Annotated in this window: 15 protein-coding genes and 1 tRNA gene; 5 read left to right on the top strand and 11 right to left on the bottom strand. The window is 64.1% G+C overall.

Features of this window, described 5'->3' with window-relative positions:
* Window positions 1–131: 131 nt before the first annotated feature.
* Entirely contained in the window at window positions 132–524 is a 393-nt protein-coding gene (locus H1B27_RS13165) for an NUDIX hydrolase (protein WP_028182320.1), read from the top strand.
* 95 nt (window positions 525–619) lie between these two features.
* Here H1B27_RS13165 and H1B27_RS13160 read toward each other — a convergent pair whose 3' ends face one another.
* Window positions 620–856 carry a hypothetical protein gene (locus tag H1B27_RS13160; RefSeq protein ID WP_061881737.1) on the bottom strand — a complete coding sequence of 79 codons (237 nt, stop codon included), beginning with the start codon at window positions 854–856 and terminating at the stop codon, window positions 620–622.
* 727 nt (window positions 857–1,583) lie between these two features.
* On the opposite strand from H1B27_RS13160, the gene H1B27_RS13155 reads away from it, so the two are divergent.
* Complete coding sequence (locus tag H1B27_RS13155; RefSeq protein ID WP_197966454.1) at window positions 1,584–4,691, top strand: DEAD/DEAH box helicase; 3,108 nt, start codon at window positions 1,584–1,586, stop codon at window positions 4,689–4,691.
* Window positions 4,692–5,063: 372 nt separating this feature from the next.
* The gene (locus H1B27_RS13150) at window positions 5,064–5,726 is read left to right on the top strand and encodes a hypothetical protein (protein ID WP_197966335.1); all 663 of its coding nucleotides are present in this window, start codon (window positions 5,064–5,066) and stop codon (window positions 5,724–5,726) included.
* 65 nt (window positions 5,727–5,791) lie between these two features.
* Here the strand turns inward: H1B27_RS13150 and H1B27_RS13145 are convergent, their stop codons facing one another.
* Both H1B27_RS13145 and H1B27_RS13140 read right to left on the bottom strand, forming a co-directional pair.
* Window positions 5,792–6,466, bottom strand: coding sequence for a UPF0149 family protein (locus tag H1B27_RS13145; protein WP_283816980.1), 675 nt, complete (start codon window positions 6,464–6,466; stop codon window positions 5,792–5,794).
* Between the two features lie 434 nt (window positions 6,467–6,900).
* A complete protein-coding gene (locus H1B27_RS13140; RefSeq protein WP_197966333.1) occupies window positions 6,901–7,143 on the bottom strand; it encodes a hypothetical protein in 243 nt (80 codons plus the stop codon).
* Window positions 7,144–7,365: 222 nt separating this feature from the next.
* Between H1B27_RS13140 and H1B27_RS13135 the strand changes: the two genes are divergently transcribed.
* Complete coding sequence (locus tag H1B27_RS13135; RefSeq protein ID WP_061881731.1) at window positions 7,366–7,587, top strand: hypothetical protein; 222 nt, start codon at window positions 7,366–7,368, stop codon at window positions 7,585–7,587.
* A 29-nt stretch (window positions 7,588–7,616) separates the two neighbouring features.
* Here the strand turns inward: H1B27_RS13135 and H1B27_RS13130 are convergent, their stop codons facing one another.
* From H1B27_RS13130 to H1B27_RS13110, 5 genes are all read right to left on the bottom strand, one after another.
* Window positions 7,617–7,787 carry a hypothetical protein gene (locus H1B27_RS13130; protein WP_197488764.1) on the bottom strand — a complete coding sequence of 57 codons (171 nt, stop codon included), beginning with the start codon at window positions 7,785–7,787 and terminating at the stop codon, window positions 7,617–7,619.
* A 1,523-nt stretch (window positions 7,788–9,310) separates the two neighbouring features.
* Window positions 9,311–9,841 carry a hypothetical protein gene (locus H1B27_RS13125; RefSeq protein ID WP_197966332.1) on the bottom strand — a complete coding sequence of 177 codons (531 nt, stop codon included), beginning with the start codon at window positions 9,839–9,841 and terminating at the stop codon, window positions 9,311–9,313.
* Window positions 9,842–10,198: 357 nt separating this feature from the next.
* Window positions 10,199–10,274 (bottom strand) — tRNA-Lys (locus H1B27_RS13120).
* 462 nt (window positions 10,275–10,736) lie between these two features.
* Window positions 10,737–13,403: a glycosyltransferase gene (locus tag H1B27_RS13115; protein WP_061881728.1), complete on the bottom strand. Its 2,667-nt coding sequence runs from the start codon at window positions 13,401–13,403 to the stop codon at window positions 10,737–10,739.
* A gap of 211 nt (window positions 13,404–13,614) precedes the next feature.
* Entirely contained in the window at window positions 13,615–14,205 is a 591-nt protein-coding gene (locus H1B27_RS13110; RefSeq protein WP_061881727.1) for a hypothetical protein, read from the bottom strand.
* A 330-nt stretch (window positions 14,206–14,535) separates the two neighbouring features.
* Between H1B27_RS13110 and H1B27_RS13105 the strand changes: the two genes are divergently transcribed.
* Entirely contained in the window at window positions 14,536–16,095 is a 1,560-nt protein-coding gene (locus tag H1B27_RS13105; protein ID WP_247802233.1) for a glycoside hydrolase family 17 protein, read from the top strand.
* Here the strand turns inward: H1B27_RS13105 and H1B27_RS13100 are convergent.
* From H1B27_RS13100 to H1B27_RS13090, 3 genes are all read right to left on the bottom strand, one after another.
* Window positions 16,055–16,435, bottom strand: a complete 381-nt coding sequence (locus H1B27_RS13100) for a hypothetical protein (protein ID WP_028178746.1) — start codon at window positions 16,433–16,435, stop codon at window positions 16,055–16,057. The genes H1B27_RS13105 and H1B27_RS13100 overlap by 41 nt on opposite strands.
* Before the next feature lie 95 nt (window positions 16,436–16,530).
* The gene (locus H1B27_RS13095; RefSeq protein ID WP_028178747.1) at window positions 16,531–16,971 is read right to left on the bottom strand and encodes an MgtC/SapB family protein; all 441 of its coding nucleotides are present in this window, start codon (window positions 16,969–16,971) and stop codon (window positions 16,531–16,533) included.
* A 220-nt stretch (window positions 16,972–17,191) separates the two neighbouring features.
* Complete coding sequence (locus H1B27_RS13090; RefSeq protein ID WP_061881726.1) at window positions 17,192–17,449, bottom strand: hypothetical protein; 258 nt, start codon at window positions 17,447–17,449, stop codon at window positions 17,192–17,194.
* Between the last annotated feature and the right edge of the window lie 166 nt (window positions 17,450–17,615).

The raw sequence follows: 17,615 nt of genomic DNA, 5'->3' as shown, positions 1-17,615 counted from the left end.
ACGTGCATTCTTCCGGCCGTGCCGCGCCAGGACCCGATGGCTTGTGGCCTGTGATCAAAGCATGCCGCGAACTTGTCTGTTCGACTAGACAAGTTACGATCAGGTCGATTCTGTTTTCGATAACGGCAGCAATGGCAAAGTCTTCCAAGCTAGTTGCCGCCAGGCGCGGCAAGGTATTGTTGGTCAGGCGCCGGTCGGATGGCCTCTGGATGTTTCCGGGCGGCCGCAAGCGTCCGCGCGAGTCGGAGAAGGACTGTCTGCGGCGGGAGATCAAGGAGGAGCTTCCAAAGCTGAAGCTCGGCAGGATCACCCTCTGGAAGGAAGTCAAGACGAGGAACAAGCGCTCCGGCCGCAAGATGAATGACGCGATCTTCATCGCCAAGTCCGCCAAGGGCAGGCTGGCGATCGGCGACAAGAAGGAGATCGACCGCGCCGCCTGGCAGAAGCCCCGCGGCATCCGCCTGACGCCGACCTCGCGCTACATCCGCGACCGCCTGTTTCCGCGAAAGCGGCGGCGGAGCTGAGCTTGGTCCTCTCGCACCGCCGATCGCGTCCGCCCGGCAAATGACCGCGGACCATGCGCGCATCGCGCCAAGACGCCGGTTGGAACGGTCAGCCGTTATTGCTTGGCCGCCATCGCTTCCAGGCAATGGTTGAGAAAGGCGGTGCGATCCCTAGGCAGCACCTTCTCGAGATCGGCCTTCAGCGCGCATTCACGCTGGCGCAACTGCTCGGCGCGGCGTTTCTCGGCTGCCTCGCGGTATTCGGGAGCGACCTTGTTGGGATCGACCAGCGTCTGTGCGTGGGCGGCCGTCGCGAGCAGTGCGATGGCGCCGATGAAAATGAATGACCTCAAATGAGCCTCCGTAAAAACGGGCATCCTAACGCGTGCCGGGTGCGCACTCAAACCGGGAGATGAGGTACTCCGTTCCGGCATGATTGGAGCGCCCCAGCCGGTTGGGCGTGGATCATTGGAACGACTCTGCGTGGCGTGCGTCGAATCCAGGCTCACGGCCCATCCCCAAGCCCCAACGCCCCCGGGCCGCGAGAAAACCTTACCCATAAAGGTTGGCGACCTCAGGGCCTCTCGCGCTGAGGTCGTTTGCTCGACGCAAAGCGTGTGAACCAGTTCACAAGCACGCGGCGAAACCGCTGCTATGAAGACGTCATTGCTTAACCTATTCATGTTGACCGAAACGCCCCAGTGTGGCTCCAAGCGCTGGGGCTTTTTCGTGGCTGCATGCGCGCACGACGTCTTCGATCGTCGCAATGCTTGTATCGAGCGATGCCGATCGCGGGCCGCATGAGTTCCGCGCTGCAGGCCCAGCAAACCGCCAGATTGTCGGGATCGCGGCGCCGCCCTTGAACGTTGCGACGAGGGGTGCGTTCGCGGTGCAAATCCCATATGCATGGCGGCGAGCTGCCGATTCGAGATGAGGGCGGCTCGCATTCTGTTGGCTACAATGCAAGACCAGAAACGGGTTCAAGTGAGGCTTTCGAAGAAGACAGGGGTGGCCAGGAAGGCGCCGAAGAAGAGCAAAGGATCGCAGCGCGCCACGATCTCGTCTTCGTCGCCCCTCGGCATGATGGCTCTTCACCTGCTTGCACAATGGAAGCAGTCCGGACGCAGCGGGATCGTCTTCCTCGCCGAGAGCGAGAACAGGGCGGAGCGGCTGGGCAGCGTCATTCACGCACTCGACCCGTCCTGCGAGGTGCTGGTGTTTCCGCGATTGAACACCTTGCCGTTCGACCAGCTCGAGCCGTCGCACGAGCTAGCGGGGCGCAGAGCCTCGGTGCTGAGGCGCCTTGCAAAATCCAGGAAGCCGTTGTTTCTCGTGTCGACCGCGGAAGCGGTGATGGAGCGCCTGCCGCCGCCGGCGAGCCTGTCGCGCCTGAGCCTGAGCTTGAAGGTGGGCGGCGCGTTCTCCGAGCGGGACCTCGAGAGCCGCCTCCAGGCCCTCGGATACGATCTCGACGACGAGCCGGACTATCCGGGCGGCGCGCTGTTCCACGGCCAGACCTTCGAGATATTTCCCGCAGGCGCGCTGGGGCCGTTCCGGATCGAGCATTCGGAGCGTGCGATCAGGCGGATCGTAGCCTTCGACCCGAACGAGCACAGGATCATCTTCGAGACCAAGGAGCTGCTCGTCGATCCGATGTCGGAGCGGCTCGGCCTCGCCGGCAAACGCGGCAAGCGCGCGAGCCTGTTCGACTATTGCGGGGGCGCCAAATGGATCGCGGATGCCGGCGTCCCGTTGCATGCTGACGCCTGGCTGGACACGATCGAGGAGGCCGCAGGCCGATCGGAGCGGGAGCGCGAATATCTCGCACGGCGCGACTGGAAGCAGCTCTCCAAGAGCATGAAGGTGCTGCCGCGGATTGCGTCCTTCCAGCACATCCCCGAGTTTTCGAAGCTGACGTCCACCAGGAAGGCGCTGCGCGCCTTCGTCGAGGAGACACGCCGGGCCGGATCGCGACTGATGCTCGTCGCCGCGCACGAGGACGATCTGCGCGTGATGGAGCGGATGAGCGGCGTCAAGGCGGAGCGCTGCGACGACTGGGACGAGGCGGCGCGTGGGCGGGGCGGCGAGGCGACGCTGCTGGCCGATCTCGATGCCGGCTTCGTCGTGCCGGGGAAGAAGCCTCTGGTCGTGGTGACGGCGTCGGACGTGCTCGGCAGCCGCGCGCATCATCCGCAACCGATGGCGCGCGCCTGGAGTGCGGCCTTCGACCATGCCGATGTGCCTGAGCAGGGCACGGTGGTCGTCCACCTCCAGCGCGGCCTTGCCGTGCTCGACGGCTTGCAGACCGTCAACACCGGCGGCGGCGCCATGCGCGAGATGATCCGCCTGAAGTTCGCAGGCGACAATGCGGTTCTGGTGCCGCCGGCCGATCTCGCCTTGATGTGGCCTTACGCGACCGAGCTCGGCAAACTCGCGCTCGACAAGGCGGATGGCAGCACATGGTGGGCCCGCCGCGGCGAGGCCGAGCGCGAGATCCAGGCCGCGGGCAAGGTGCTGGCCAAGCACATCAGCCAGCGCCGGCGGCGGCGCGCCGAAAAGCTGGTGCCGCCGGGATCGGCCTACGAGAAGTTCGTCGCGCGCTTCCCTTACTTCACGACGATCGACCAGGCCCAGGCCATCAGCGACGTGCTGGACGATCTTGCATCCGGTCATCCCATGGACCGGGTGATCTGCGGCGACGTCGGCTTTGGCAAGACCGAGGTGGCGCTGCGCGCGGCGGCCGCGGTGGTGCTGTCGGGCAAGCAGGTGGCGGTCGCGGTGCCGACGACGGTGCTGGCCAGGCAGCACGTCGCGACGTTCCAGAAACGCTTTGCGCCGTTCGGCATCGAGGTGGGAAACCTGTCGCGGGCAACGTCCGGCGCGCAGCTGCGGGAGACCAGGGAGGGCCTGCGCAGCGGCCGGATCAAGGTCGTGATCGGCACCCAGGCGCTCACCGGCAAGGACGTCAAATTCGACGATCTCGGTCTCGTCATCATCGACGAGGAGCAGCATTTCGGCGCAGCCGAGAAGGCCAGGCTCGCCGGCCTCGCCAGGAACGTCCACGTGCTGATGATGAGCGCGACGCCGATCCCGCGGACGCTCGCCGCCGGGCTTGCCGGCTTCCGCGATCTCAGCGTGATCGCCTCGCCGCCGGTGCACCGGCTTCCGGTCGCGACCCGGATTGCGCCGCTGTCGGATGCCGCCATCGCCTCGGCGCTGCTGCGCGAGCAGCGCCGCCACGGCCAGAGCTTCCTGATCTGTCCGCGCATCCATGATCTCGATCCGATGCTGGCGCGGGTGCAGGCGGTGGCGCCGGATCTGCGCATCGTCTGTCTGCACGGCAAGCTGCCTGCCGACGAGATCGACGACCGGATGATGAGCTTCGTCGAGGGCGGTGCCGATGTCCTGCTCGCGACCAACATCGTCGAGAGCGGCCTCGACATTCCCCGCGCCAACACCATCGTGGTGTGCTGGCCGGAAAAGTTCGGCCTTGCCCAGCTGCACCAGCTGCGCGGACGTGTCGGCCGCAGCGGCATCCGCGCCTTCGCCCATCTCTTGACCGAGACGGAGTCGGGACAATCCGAGAAGCGGCTGGCCGTGCTCGAGGAGTTCAGCCGGCCGGGCGCCGGCTTCGCCATCAGCGAGCGCGACCTCGATCTCAGGGGCGCGGGCGATTTGTTCTCGGAGCAGCAGTCCGGCCATGTCCAGGTGTTCGGGCCCGTGCTCTACAGCCACCTCCTGAAGATGGCCTCGGAGAAGGCCGACGAGGAGCGCGCCGCGGTGTGGGTGCCCGACCTGAACCTGCCGGTCGGGGACATGCTGCCCGAGACCTATGTGCAGTCCGAGCCCGTGCGGCTCGAGCTCTATGCGCGCGCCGCAAGATGCAATGGCGAGGACGACCTCGAAGACCTCGAAGAGGAGACCTCCCGCCGCTTCGGACCCTTGCCGAAGGTGGCGCGCGATTTCTTCGCCGCAGCCAGGCTCAGGATCGAGTGCAAGCGCAGAGGCATCATCCGCCTCGACGTCGGTCCCGAGGCTGTGGCTGCGACGTTCCTGCCGGGGCGCCTGCGCAAATCGAGAGGCAAGTCGCTGCAACGCGACGGCGATCGGGTGGTCCATCACAGTGCGATGCGCGATGCGCCGTTCGAGCGGGTGGAGGCGCTGTTCGAGGTGCTCGACGAGGGGTGATCTGTAAAGAAACGCGAAAACAACCCCATGCACAGTAGCCAAGTGCTTCTGCCACAACGCTTTCTGCATCAGGCGCCAAAAGCCCGTTTGACCTGTCGGGCAAAACAGTGGCATGATGCCAACTTCGGAAAATCCGTCGGTCGGAAGCCGCCGCTGCGGAGCGCGTGCTCGGCGTTCCAGAGCGAGTGCGCAGCACACGGATCCGTAGTCGGCCGGGGGCGTCGGGCCCGTCGGCCGGCCAGGCCGCTAACGTGGAATTAATCCGAAAAGCCTACAATTTTAGGCAGTTGGAGATGGGTGCTGCGTATAGGAGCCGTCACGAGGACGTTCCGGCGATGGCGTCCTGTTGCTCGCTCATTGGGGTCAACGCAGATGACCACGTCCCTGGAAACGCCAAGCTTCGCCGAAGAACTCGACGCGGTGGCCCTTGCGGCCGCCGCAGCCGCGCACGATCCTGCGGCCCCGGAAGCTCCAGTGCCGCACACGCGGCCCGGCCGGAAAACGGTGCTGCTCCTGGCGGTGTGTGCGCTGGCCATCAACGGCGCGGCGGCCGTCTATACGTCGCCGTCCGGCTTGCCGTCGCTGAATGTCGGCAGCCTGGCTCAGCTGCTTCCGCGCCAGGAAGCGCCCGCGCCGAAACGGGATCCGGTCGTCGCTGCCCTGAAGGACATTCAGTTCGCCCAGCAGCAACACACGGATTCGTTGCAGGCAAACAACCATGCCTTGCAGCAGAATGCGGCCCTGCTGCAGCAGGATTCACTGGTGCTGCTGTCCCTGCGGCAGAGCATCACGGACGAACGGGTCGATGTGAAGAAGATATCTTCGCAGTTGACCACGCTGATCGCGAAGGTCGACTCGCTGCAAAATGTGATGATGTCGGACGTCACGTCCTCGATCCGGCGCGCGAATGCTCGCTATGGGCTGTCCGCAGCGATGCGCAAACGGCTGGTCCGGCCGTCGAAGCCCCTGGGGCCGGTTTCGGTGGGAGGGGCGCCGTTGACCGTGCCGGCTGCGACGTCGGTTCCGGAAAGCTGAAGACAGGTCAACGATCGTCGATCCGCCGGTTCAGGGCAAGCATTCTGTGAGGACCGCGGTCTCGATCAGTTGAGCCCGCAGCATTTTTTGTATTTCTTGCCTGAGCCGCATGGGCACGGCTTGTTGCGACCGACCTTTGTTCCCGGGGCCGTGAAGGTCGTTGGGCCGCTATCCTGAATCGGCTGGTGGTTGGCAAGACGCCATTCGTTGAGGATGACGACCCAGTCGGCGATCTTGTCAGGTGCTGCGGTCAGGATGGGATCGTCGAACTCAACCTCCTTGTCTCCCCGGGCGATCTCGGCAAGCAGCAGCATCCCGCTCATCGCCGCCGCCGTATCAGCGTCGGCGTCGAGCAGCTCTTTCCAGGCTGCCGGGCGTAGCGCGACGGCCTTCTCGAAGCCCCCGATCCAAAGCTCCCAGAGCACGTCGTCATTACGGGTGTCGACACAGAATAACGGACCGTACCGCTCGGGGCGTTCCATCAGCGTGCGCGCGACGTTGTTGTAGTGCTCCATGACGAGCCCGAGAACCCGATTGGCATGATCACGATTCTCGAAGACCGGCGCTTGGTCTGCGCTGTCCTCATGCCAGACGACAGGGAGCCAGTCGCTGGGCATGATCAGCTCCGGGCAGGTCAGCAGGCCGGCGATGAAGCCATCAAGCTCGTCGAGCAGCATGGTGCCCTCGCCGAGGGCGAGCAGTTCTTCGTCAAGCTGCTTGGCGCGGCGCGGGGTTGTCAGCGGGCTTTGGGGGGCTCGCCTGGAACGGTCCAGGCGTGCTTTTCAGAAATCCGTGACTTGTTCCAGCGATGTCCGCACCCCAGTTGGACAATGTGCGATCAGATGTGCGGAGGACAAAATGCGCGGATTATTGGTGATGTTCCTCGCGGTGGCTTCGCTGAGCCAGGCCCACGCAGAGGCGAAGGTGAACGCTCAGGACGCCTCGTGCAGCTATACGCTGGCGAACGGGGATACGTACCAGATACCAGCGGGCCAGAATCTCTGCTGGCGCGTCCCGCCGCCCTCCTACAGAGTGTACACGCTCCTGCGTTGTGATCCGCCGTTTCAGGAGCTCAGCCGGGTCCAACATGGCGATGGCCGCTGCAACAAGTATGAGGAACGCCAGTAACTGGTGCTGGATGTGCGCCTTTGATGGCTGCTCTCACCGCGAGGCCTCACTTCAAGGCGTGATCGATCTTGTGCCCCAGATGCCCGGTGTCGTGATCGCGACGCAGCTGGCTCAGCGATGTCTCGTTGAGCTGGGCCAGGACCTCGCTGAGCTGCGCCGCATCGGGATAGCCGGCCGCAAAACCCTTTCCGTAGATCTTGCGCAATGTGCCGACCAGCGTGTTGCCGTGCTTCTTGCTGATCTGGCCATCCCTGTCCCGATGGCGACCATCCAGGCCCGATTCCTTCATGTGTCTCTCCCGTGCGGCGTCTGAAGCGCCTGGAGAGAGCGTGCGCCCAAACGAATAGACTGGCAATGGGAGCGCGCGCCCGCGTCACCGATTGCCGGCGCCGGTGCCGGTGCCCGTGCAAGAGCCCGCGCTTGTCTCGCCTGCTTGTGAAGGCGCGGTCGATTGTGGCGAACCGACAGGTGCAACACATGACGGAACGATTGCTCGATTGGAGCTGATGCGATGCGCTCGCTTTTTGCCTTGTGTCTCATGGGTCTGTCGCTCGTGCTGTGCACCGCCGCAGACGCAGCAACGGTGCATCGCCCGCGCGCACGCCCTGTTGCGGTGGACCGGCCACGCCCGAATGCGACGCCACCGGCGCGCTTCGCGGTCCCCGGCTGGAGTGACGAAGCAACACGGCGCTGGCTCGACAATGCCTCGTCGAACGTCGGCCGCGGCGGATAGCGGCGACAGGCGCGGGCGATCGCTCGGAACTAGGCGGCTTGCTCGTCGAACGAAGTATAGATGCGGCCGCTGGGGTCAACGACCCGAACGTCCCGGCATCCGTCCTGAACAAGCTCCTTGGCCTTCTTGAGGGCGGCGGTGAGTGACGGCCGCTTGAGTTTGACGACGCCCGCCGTGTCGAAACCGTTGATTTCAAACATGCTGTCCCTCCGGTTTTGGAGAAGCGTACACGTTTCCGGCGGGGTGTCTTCCGATTTCTGGGGTGGGAGGGCTTTGGGAACAGCAGCCAAGTGCCAAGCAGGAGCGGTAAGCGCAATCGTTGTGTGCACTGTCACCGCAACTCCAACCCGTTCGGAAATGATGACATCAGTGCAGCATCCAGAGGCGCAGAGCTATCGCTGTGCGGCATCGATCGCATCGGGGACGAGGGATTTTCCTTTTGAGAGACGGGAGGTCGGACGACCACCTTATCTCGCCCGGCACTCCCGGCGCTCTGATCCGCAATTGAATCGGCAGCCGGGAGCATTTGGGGGCTGGAACCCGAGCCGTGCCACATTCGCATCTGGGCGGCAATGCGTAGAACATCGCATTCCGGTAGTTATACGGAATCCATTTTCGGAACGGGGTGTTCTATAGAAAGAACACCGGCGCGATTTAAGTACTTGGTTCTATTTCTGCCGGGAATGCCGCAGTGGGGGCTGGAACCACGCTGCGGCTTTTCCCATTTATTCGTTCGCGTGATCAGTCGCCGTGAGGGCCATCGGCGGCTTACTCCGGCCGAACATCGGCGCCGCGCCGACCGCACGCTCTACAGACAAACCGCCGCTCGAGATCTGACAGCCGCATGTTGGCGGGCCATCGGTCAGCATGAGAGCCAAGCGTTGGCTGCACCAATAGTCGGCGCAACAAGCGAAGACGCCGCGCAACGCCCATCTCGCGCATCTGACGAAGGTGCGACGCCAACTGGCACGCTTCGCGGTCCCCGGCTGGAGTGACGAAGCAGAGGCAACACGGCACTGGCTCGACAATGCCTCGTCGAACGTCGGCCGAGGCGGATCGCGGCGACAGGCACGGATGATCGCTCGGAACTAGGCGGCCTGCTCTGCAGGCGGCACGTTATTGGTCTCCGGGATAAATTTCGAAGCGATGGAGTTCAAGAAGTGCGTAGGATGGGTTGAGCCCTTGCGAAACCCATCGCCGGCAATTCGGTCGGCCACTCCGCCGTCCTTCGAGGATTGCTCCGATAATCGATCGCGGATCGCAGCGGCGCTGATCGCAACGAGCGATGGGTTTCGCAAGAGCTCGACCCGTCCTACGGGCTGGTCATAGCAGGTAGAGTGCACTGTCACCGTAAGATACGGGACTCTGTCGGAATTTGGCACGCTCGGTTGCGAGCAAGGCGGCGATCCTACGTGCTAACCGGCCGCAGTGCCAATTCGGTGCATCCCTCCGCAGCCCTTTTGAGGATCGCTCAGATGATCGATGGCGGATCAGTATTGGCGCTTACCGCAACGCGTACTGCGTTCGCAAGAGCTCGACCCGTCCTACGCGATAGAACTTGACGGATCGCAAAATCGCAGGTGAACAAGCCGCATACCTTATTGGTAGTCGATCTCCGGCCTAGCCCAGGCTTGGGATCGGCGAGGCCCGGTGGCGCACACGCCACAACACCAATACCAGCCACCGGGTCGCCCATAATTCGGTCGCGCCGAAGTCTTGCGATTTATCGAGCCTTGAACAGCAAGTTGATCAGAAAACATTCTCGTCGTTCGGAAGACGCTGCTTGAAACCAGCTGATCGCCTGGCGAGCGTTTGAAATGTGCAGCTGGACTTGGGTCGCCGTGTAGGGACACACAGTGCTGTAATCCGCAAGGATCCGCTGCTCGTAAAGACTGGCAACTATACCTGCATAATCACCAACCTCACCAAGCCCGCTAGCAGGCAAGCCGATTACCTTGGTCGGCTGAGTGCTGATGGTCTTGCACAGGGCCGCGAACGCCTTGTGATCAATACTCCGATAAACCAGTTCATAAATGGCGCTGGAACTAGAAGCGGCACCGACGACCTTGTCGGCCGCTGCCTGCAATGTGAAATGAAACAGGGCGTAGTAGGTGTCCGATACGGCTCGCCTGAGATTGGTTTCCGTTGCTCCTGAATCTGCCGCCGTTTCATCCGCCCGCCGTAAAAGTTCGTTGGGATCGGGTGGCACGCTATTCCTCGTACTGGACGATCGGGAATCGGTCTTCGCCAGCATCCGCGAGCTTTTGCATGATCTGGACGATCGTATTCGCAGAGCGCTGTCCCATGATCGCGGCAGACGACCCGGGTGTAAGGACGAATCTAATCTCCATCGCAGGTGCCCCAGTGGAGTCGACTGCGGGAGCCGTCCGGACGTCGGTGAAGCTAACGCCGTTTGACGCCGCGACAGTCTTTGCAATGTTGATAACTTGATTTTCCGGAAGGGTGCTCATTTGGCTCTCTCGTGCTCGGAAATGTACAGCCTATCTGGCCGGCTGTCTGCTCCAGCTGCACCGCAAGATCAACCGGCTTGAATTCAGATCAGCACCACAGAAGCCCAAATGGGCGTCTAATCGCTGGTTCATAGGTAATTTGGTGAGCGCGCTGGGGCTCGAACCCAGGACCCCGTGATTAAAAGTCACGTGCTCTACCGGCTGAGCTACGCGCTCCCATGGCCGCCGATGGCTAAGATTAAGAGATCGCCATCGTGGTCGGACATTCGAGAAGCATGTCTTGCCGCTGCGCTCTTGAGCTTGCGTCGCGGGGAAAAACCGGCTGTTTCCGGATCATGCTCTCGGCCCGCGCTGTGTAGGGGGAGTGGCTGCGGAGGTCAATAGTGCGGATGGTTGCCGAAGATAGCCGCAGGAGCGGGGATTTGCTCGCTGCTTCCGCTGGTTAGGCCGGGAATTTCAACCTGATTGGCGGCTCGTCGTCCACGCTGAACAGCGATGAGCTCCTGCGCGAGGGGAGGAGGCTGCCGCAAGAGCCGGGCCTTCCATGGTTCGAGACGCCCGCTTTGGCGGGCTCCTCACCATGAGGGTCTGGCAGTCTCGCCGCACAGTACGGCCGCACCCTGAGGGCCCGCCGCAGACGGGCGTCTCGAGGATGGCCACAGGCGAGCTTTTCGCCCGTCAGTTCGTCTCGCGCCGCACTTCGCTCGGCACGGTTTGCGGCGCGCCGACGGGGGGCAGGGCGACCGGGCGCAGGCCGATCAGCTCGGCGGTGCGGATCGCGCTGTCGCGCCAGAACTGGAAGGAGTTGATCCGGCTGAGCTCGAGGATGGCAATGGCGACCGCGGCGAGGAACGGCAGGCTCTGCAGCACCAGCACGCCGGCGAAGATGTAGATCTCGGTGATCTGCCGGAAGCTGTTGGAGGCGACCAGCACGCCGGCGCCGATCAAGAGCAGGGCGCCGATCACGGCTTCCCAGAACGCCTGGAACTCGATCGACATCCGGCTGAGGCCGCCCTTGGAGGTGCGGGCGAACGCGATGTGCTCGGTGATCAGGCCCTGCGCCACCGCGCGCGACACCGTCCACTGCACGCTCATCGCCGCGATCATCGCGCCCAGCATCTGGCCCGGCTTGATCGCGACGCGGGCGCGATACATCGACAGGAAGTGCGCCAGCGAGACGACGAAGGCGCCGATGATCGGCAGCGTCAGGATCTTGTCGGGAATGGCGATGTCGGCGAAGGCGACGATCGGCACCCAGACGAGGTTGAGCAGCGCCACGACCACGCCGAGGCTTTCGGCGCCCAGCCAATTTAGCCAGCCAAGGCCATATTCGCGCTTCTGGTCGGGCGTCAGCCGGCTCGCGCCAGGCAGGAAGCGGCGCCAGTGCTTCTTGACGATCTGCAGGCCGCCATAGGCCCAGCGGTGCCGCTGCTTCTTGAAGGCCTCGTAGGTGTCGGGCAGCAGGCCTGCGCCGTAGCGGGTGTTGGTGTAGTGGGTGGTCCAGCCGAGCTCCTGGATCGCAAGGCCGAGATCCGAATCCTCGCAGATCGTATCGGACGACCAGCCGCCGGCCATGTCCATCGCGGCGCGGCGGATCAGGCACATCGTGCCGTGCACGATGATGGCGTTGGCCTCGTTGCGCTGGACCATGCCGATGTCGAAGAAGCCGGCATATTCGCCGTTCATGATGTAGTGCATGATCGACAGGTCGCCGTCGCGATGCTCCTGCGGCGCCTGCACGAGGCCGACGCGCGGGTCGGCGAAGGCCGGCACGAGGTCCTTGAGCCAATCGGGCTCGACGACATAGTCGGCATCGAGGATGCCGATGATCTCGGCATCGGCGGCGGTGCGGTCCATCGCGATGCGCAGCGCGCCGGCCTTGAAGCCCTGCACCTTCTCGGCGTTGATGAACTTGAAGCGTTCACCGAGCGCGCGGCAATGGTCCTGGATCGGCTGCCAGAAGGCGGGATCCGGCGTGTTGTTGATGATGACCACGCATTCGTAGTTCGGATAGTTCAGCCGCGACAGCGCATCCAGCGTCTGCTTGAGCATGTCGACCGGCTCGAAGTACGCCGGGATATGGATCGAGACCTTCGGATAGTAGTTCTCGGGCACGTTCGCGACCGGCTTGCTCCTGGTGAGAAGCCGCTGCGGCGGCCGGCCGAAGGCGACCGCGGCGATCTCGTCGATGCGCGCCATCGCAATGAGAACAAGAGGAACAAGGAGGATCATGCCGAGCGTCAGCGCGAAGGCCGAGCCGAAGATGAAGTAGTGGCTGTTCCAGAAGGCGAACACGGTCGCGGCCCAGGCGCCGACGCCGTTGGCGGTCGCCGAGAGCAGGAAGGCCTGCTTTGCGGTCGCCTTCTGGATCCGCAGGATCGGCAGCGACAGCAGGATGCCGACCAGCAGCGCGATGCCCATGAGCTTCCAATAGTCGGGGTTCTCCACCGGACCGGTCCAGGCGAATTTCGGCTCGCGGCTGGCGTTGAGGATGCCCCAGTACGGACCGACGCCGCCTTCGAAGAACTTCCAGGGCTGATCGATGGCTTCGACGATGTTGTATTCCATGCCGATGGCCTCGGCACGCGTGACGAAGTTGCGCAGGATCAGCGCCTGCTGGAACGGACCCGGGTCGGCGTTGCGCAGATTGTAGCCCTGGCTCGGCCAGCCGAACTCGGCGATCACGATGCGCTTGCCCGGGAACAGGTTGCGCAGCAGGTTGTAGCGGTCGACGGCCTGGTCCACCGCCTGGTCAGAGCGGAAGTTTTCCCAGTAGGGCAGCACGTGGGCGGCAATGAAATCGACGTTGGAGGCAAGGTCGGGATTGTCGCGCCAGATGTTCCAGATCTCGCCGGTGGTCACGGGCACGCGGACCGCGCCCTTCACCTTCTTGATCATGTCGATGAGGTCTTCGACCTTCTGCTCGCCGCGGTAGATCACCTCGTTGCCGACGACGACACCGACGACGTTGCTGTTCTTGCGGGCAAGCTCGATCGCGGCCTTGATCTCGCGCTCGTTGCGGTCCTTGTCCTTGTCGATCCAGGCGCCGACGGTGACCTTGAGGCCGAACTCGGCCGCGATCGGCGGCACCAGTTCCACGCCGCCCGTGGACGAATAGAGGCGGATCGCGCGCGTCATGGTCGACAGCGTCTTGAGGTCGGCGCGGATTTTCTCGACGGTCGGAATGTTGTCGATGTCGGGATGGGCCGAGCCTTCGAACGGGGCGTAGGAAACGCTGGGCAGCAGGCCCTTGAAGTCAGGCGCGGGTTCCTTGTCGCGCAAGACCCCCCAGACTCCTGCATGGAGCACAGACACGAGCAACAGAACGGCGGCGACAACGCGCATCGCGGCTAAACCAAAAGGGGCTGAGGTGGCAGGGAAGCGGATCCGACCCCTAGATCCGACCGAGTCCGCGGCAAAGGGAGCATACCTCTGCCGCGCGGTTTCACAACTGTCATGGCCTCATGTCCTTATGAGGGCATGCCTTTTGGGATGCGTGGCAGTGCCAACCGTCTCTATCGCCGATCGTTCCTGAACGGCAGCTGAAACGATCGCGCTATTTCGAGGGGGCCGGGGACGGGCTTGCCGCAGGCGAGGGGCTCGCGGCCGGCTGCGGTGCCGGAGAGTTGCCTGCGGCCGGCGCTGCCGGCGAGGAGGCCGCGGCGGCCTGCTGCGGCTGGGCGTTCGGGTTGATCCAGCACGCGTGCACGCGGCTGTCCAGGGTCTCGGCGACCTTCGGATCGATCTGGCCACCGAACCGGGTCAGGCAGCGGAACGCGGCCTGGATGTGACCGCCGGGACAGCCGAAGCGGTCGTAGAGGTCGAGATGGCGGAACGCTGTATCGAGGTCGTCCCGCCACATCAGCCGCACCACGCGCCGGCCGAGCCAGACGCATTCGGGGTTGCCGGCCGGGCCGTTGATGACCTGCGCTGCTTCCGCGAACTCGTCGGTGCGGCGCTGATTCTGGGCTGCGTCCTTGGCGGCGTCGGCGGGCTGGGCGGCCGCCTTGCCTTGGTCAGGAGCCGGCGTGCCGCTCTGGGCGGAGGCGCCGCCGACACCGATCAGAACGAGCAAGGAGGAGACGGCCAAGGTGGCGGCGAACTGCCGCAGGACCGCATTTCGTAACTCGAACACCCGTTGCCGCATGAATTCCCCAATATATCCGCTGACCGTCCGCGCCGAGACCTCGCGGACGCGCTAGCTGATGGCGTCCAAATGGGTCTCCAATGCGGCGGAAAATTCCCGTCGAATCCCATGACCTGTATTTCGAATTTTGTCCAGCAAAGTCACGATCCTAGCCCACGGCTGAAGGGCCGCAGCCAAATTCCGCAGGGTGAGGAGCGGGTCGGTCGCCTGTTACCCCTTGGCAGAAGGCGTGCGAGCAGGTAATCGACGGACCCTTCGCGGAGGACGGAACCGATTTCTCTTCGTACGCCACTGGCGCTTCTGCTCGTTTCATTGGGTGCGATCGCTGCCGTGTGGTGGTGGCTTGCCACGCCGATCACGCTCGCGCGCGCCCCGATCGATCCCGCCGACAAGGTTCAGTGCGTCTCCTACGCGCCGTTCCGCGGCGAGCAGACGCCGCTGGAGGCGTGGACCCATATCGAGGCCGAGCAGATCGAGCAGGATCTCCGCCAGCTCAAAGAGATCACCGACTGCATTCGCACCTACTCGATGGAGAACGGGCTCGACCAGGTGCCGGCGGTTGCCGCCAAGGTTGGCGGGCTGAAAGTGCTCCAGGGCATCTGGCTTTCCAGCAACCGCACCAAGAATTTCGAGCAGGCCGCGCTCGCCGTTCGCCTCACCAAGGAATTCCCCGACATCATCAGCGCGGTGATCGTCGGCAACGAGGTGCTGCTGCGCGGCGAGATGACGACGGCGGACCTCGTCTCGATCATCCGCTCGGTGAAGGCGCAGGTCAGCGTGCCCGTCACCTATGCCGATGTCTGGGAATACTGGCTGAAGAACCGCGAGGTCTATGACGCCGTCGACTTCGTCACGATCCACATCCTGCCCTATTGGGAGGATTTCCCCGTCAGGGCGAAATTCGCCGCCGCCCATGTCGAGCAGATCCGCGAGCGCATGGTGGTGGCGTTTCCCGGCAAGGAGATCCTGATCGGCGAAACCGGCTGGCCGAGCGCGGGCCGGATGCGCGACGGCGCGCTGCCGTCGCGGACCAATCAGGCGCGCGTCGTCTCGGAAATCCTGAGCCTTGCGAAGACGCAGAAGTTCCGCGTCAATCTGATCGAGTCCTACGACCAGCCGTGGAAGCGCAAGCTGGAAGGCACCGTCGGCGGCTATTGGGGCCTGTATGATTCGGTGCGCCGAAACCTGAAATATCCGCCGGGACAGCCGATCAGCAATTTCCCGTACTGGAAATGGTACATGGGCGCGGGCATGGGCCTCAGCGTGCTGGTGTTCGCGGTCGCGCTCATCACACTGCGCCGGCGGCCGTGGACGCCGCGCTTCCCGGCCTGGCTCGGCGTCGGCATCTCGGCGACGACGGCGGGCAGCCTGCTCGGTATCGGCATCGACAAGATGTACTACGAGAGCTACGGCATCGGCGGCTGGCTGCTGTGGGGCGCGCTGCTGCTGGCCGGCATCCTGTCGCCGATCTTCTGCGCGCAGGCGATGGTGATCGGCCGCAGCCTTCCGACCTTCCTCGATCTGCTTGGCCCGCGTGAGGGCCGGAAATGGTCTAAGCTCACCGCGGTGCTCGGCTTGACGCTGGCCGTGACGGCGGTGATCGCTTCCGCGACCGCGCTCGGCTTCGTGTTCGACCCGCGCTACAAGGATTTTCCCTACGCCGCGCTGACGATGGCGGTGGTGCCGTTTGCGCTGCTGATGCTGAACCGGCCCCAGATCGGCCAGCGTCCGATCGCCGAAGCGGTGTTCGCGGGCGTGCTGACGCTTTCGGCGGCCTATGTGCTGGTCAACGAAGGCCGCGACAATTGGCAGTCGCTGTGGACCTGCGCGATCTATCTGTTGTTCGCGCTCACGCTGTGGCGGGCGCGGGCCGAGCAAACCCAAGAATGAACAGGCCGATCGCAAGGCCGGACAGCACGACGTTGTAGAGCACGATGCCGAGGCCGGCGGCGACGATGCCGACGGTGAGCAGCACGATCGACGGCCGCATCAGGTTCAGCGTCGCCACCACCAGTGCGACGATGCCGAACACCGAATTCTTGAACAGGACGGTCGCGACCGAACGCGCCTTGCAGATTGCGGTCTGCAGGCCGGCGTCGCAGGCAAGCGCGACCGTCGAGAGCTCGATGCCGAGATAGCGCAGGTAACTGGCATAGCCGACGGAGACGAAGCCGACGACGATCAGGAACTGCACCTGGTAGGGCGTGAGGCGAAAGGGCTTCTTTGTCATGGGCGCAATATGGTCGGGATGGGGCGGACAGGCAACAGGGCAGGCGATGTTTCCGCTGATCCGATCCGGGCGGACGTGTCATGCCGACGCCAGGATTATTTCAACCCCAGCCGGCGCTCGACCCAGCCCAGCACGAACAGCACGAGCAACGTCACCGCGATGGCTGCTCCGACGAGCAGCCAGGCTCCCAACGCGCAGGCAATGCCGAGGCCGGCCGCGATCCAGACCGTCGCGGCCGTGGTGAGGCCGTGAACCGTCTTTGCCTTGGCGTCGTGCAGGATGACGCCTGCCCCGATGAAGCCGACACCGGTCAACACGCCGGCAACGACGCCCTGAATGACCCTGGAGATCGCATCCGGGTGGTCGCGCAGGTTCTGGAACTCGATCACGGAGATCGAAACCAGCGCGGAGCCGAGAGCCACCAGCGCCAGGGTTCGCATGCCCACCGGCTTGTCGTTCATGTCGCGGTCGATGCCGATCAGCAGCCCTGTTCCGGCCGCGACGAGAAGCCTCAGGACATCATCCAGCTCGTTCATCAAAACCCACGAGTTCGGAAACAGGGCGACATTCGGATTGCGCCGGAAACGACTGCAAGCTTGCTGCGAAAGAGCGGCTCACGTCCAAGCGTCCGTTGGTCGCATGCAAGGTCGCGCGATCATCGGGATCGTGCGGTGCGGGCCGTCTCTGACAGCGCGACGGCGCCGGCCGGGTCGGTCGGCGCCGTCTGCCAGAGTGGACGACTTTGGCCTTGCACCGTCACTTCCTTGTGGTGCTCGAACCCGTGGTGTTCTGCATCTTCTGTCCGGGAGCACTTTCCGAGTGGCCGGGTCCGGCGGTGGTATTGGTCTGATGGCCCGGCGCGTATTCGGAGGCACCGGGACCTGTCGAAGGCTTCGTCGTGTTCTGCATCTGCTGGCCCGGCGCGTTGCTCGAGGCGCCCGGCGATTTTGTCGTTTGCGCAAGCGCCGAGGACGCCGCGAGAACAGCGGCCGTTGCGATGATGAATGTCTTCACGCGTGTCTCCTTTGGTCCATGGAGGCGGGCACGAGTGCTTCTGCCAGTCGGCCGCTCCGGTTCACGACCGGGATAACTTGGCAGTCGGCGGCTGGTTCGATGACGGGCTGAAAATTAAGCCCGTCTGCGCGCGCGACGACATGCTGTCATTCACCGCGGGTTCAGG

The organism is Bradyrhizobium diversitatis (assembly GCF_016031635.1).
GTDB classification, from domain to species: Bacteria; Pseudomonadota; Alphaproteobacteria; order Rhizobiales; family Xanthobacteraceae; genus Bradyrhizobium; species Bradyrhizobium diversitatis.
Note: the sequence above shows the minus strand (reverse complement) of the source record. Positions and strands in the feature narration are given on the sequence as shown.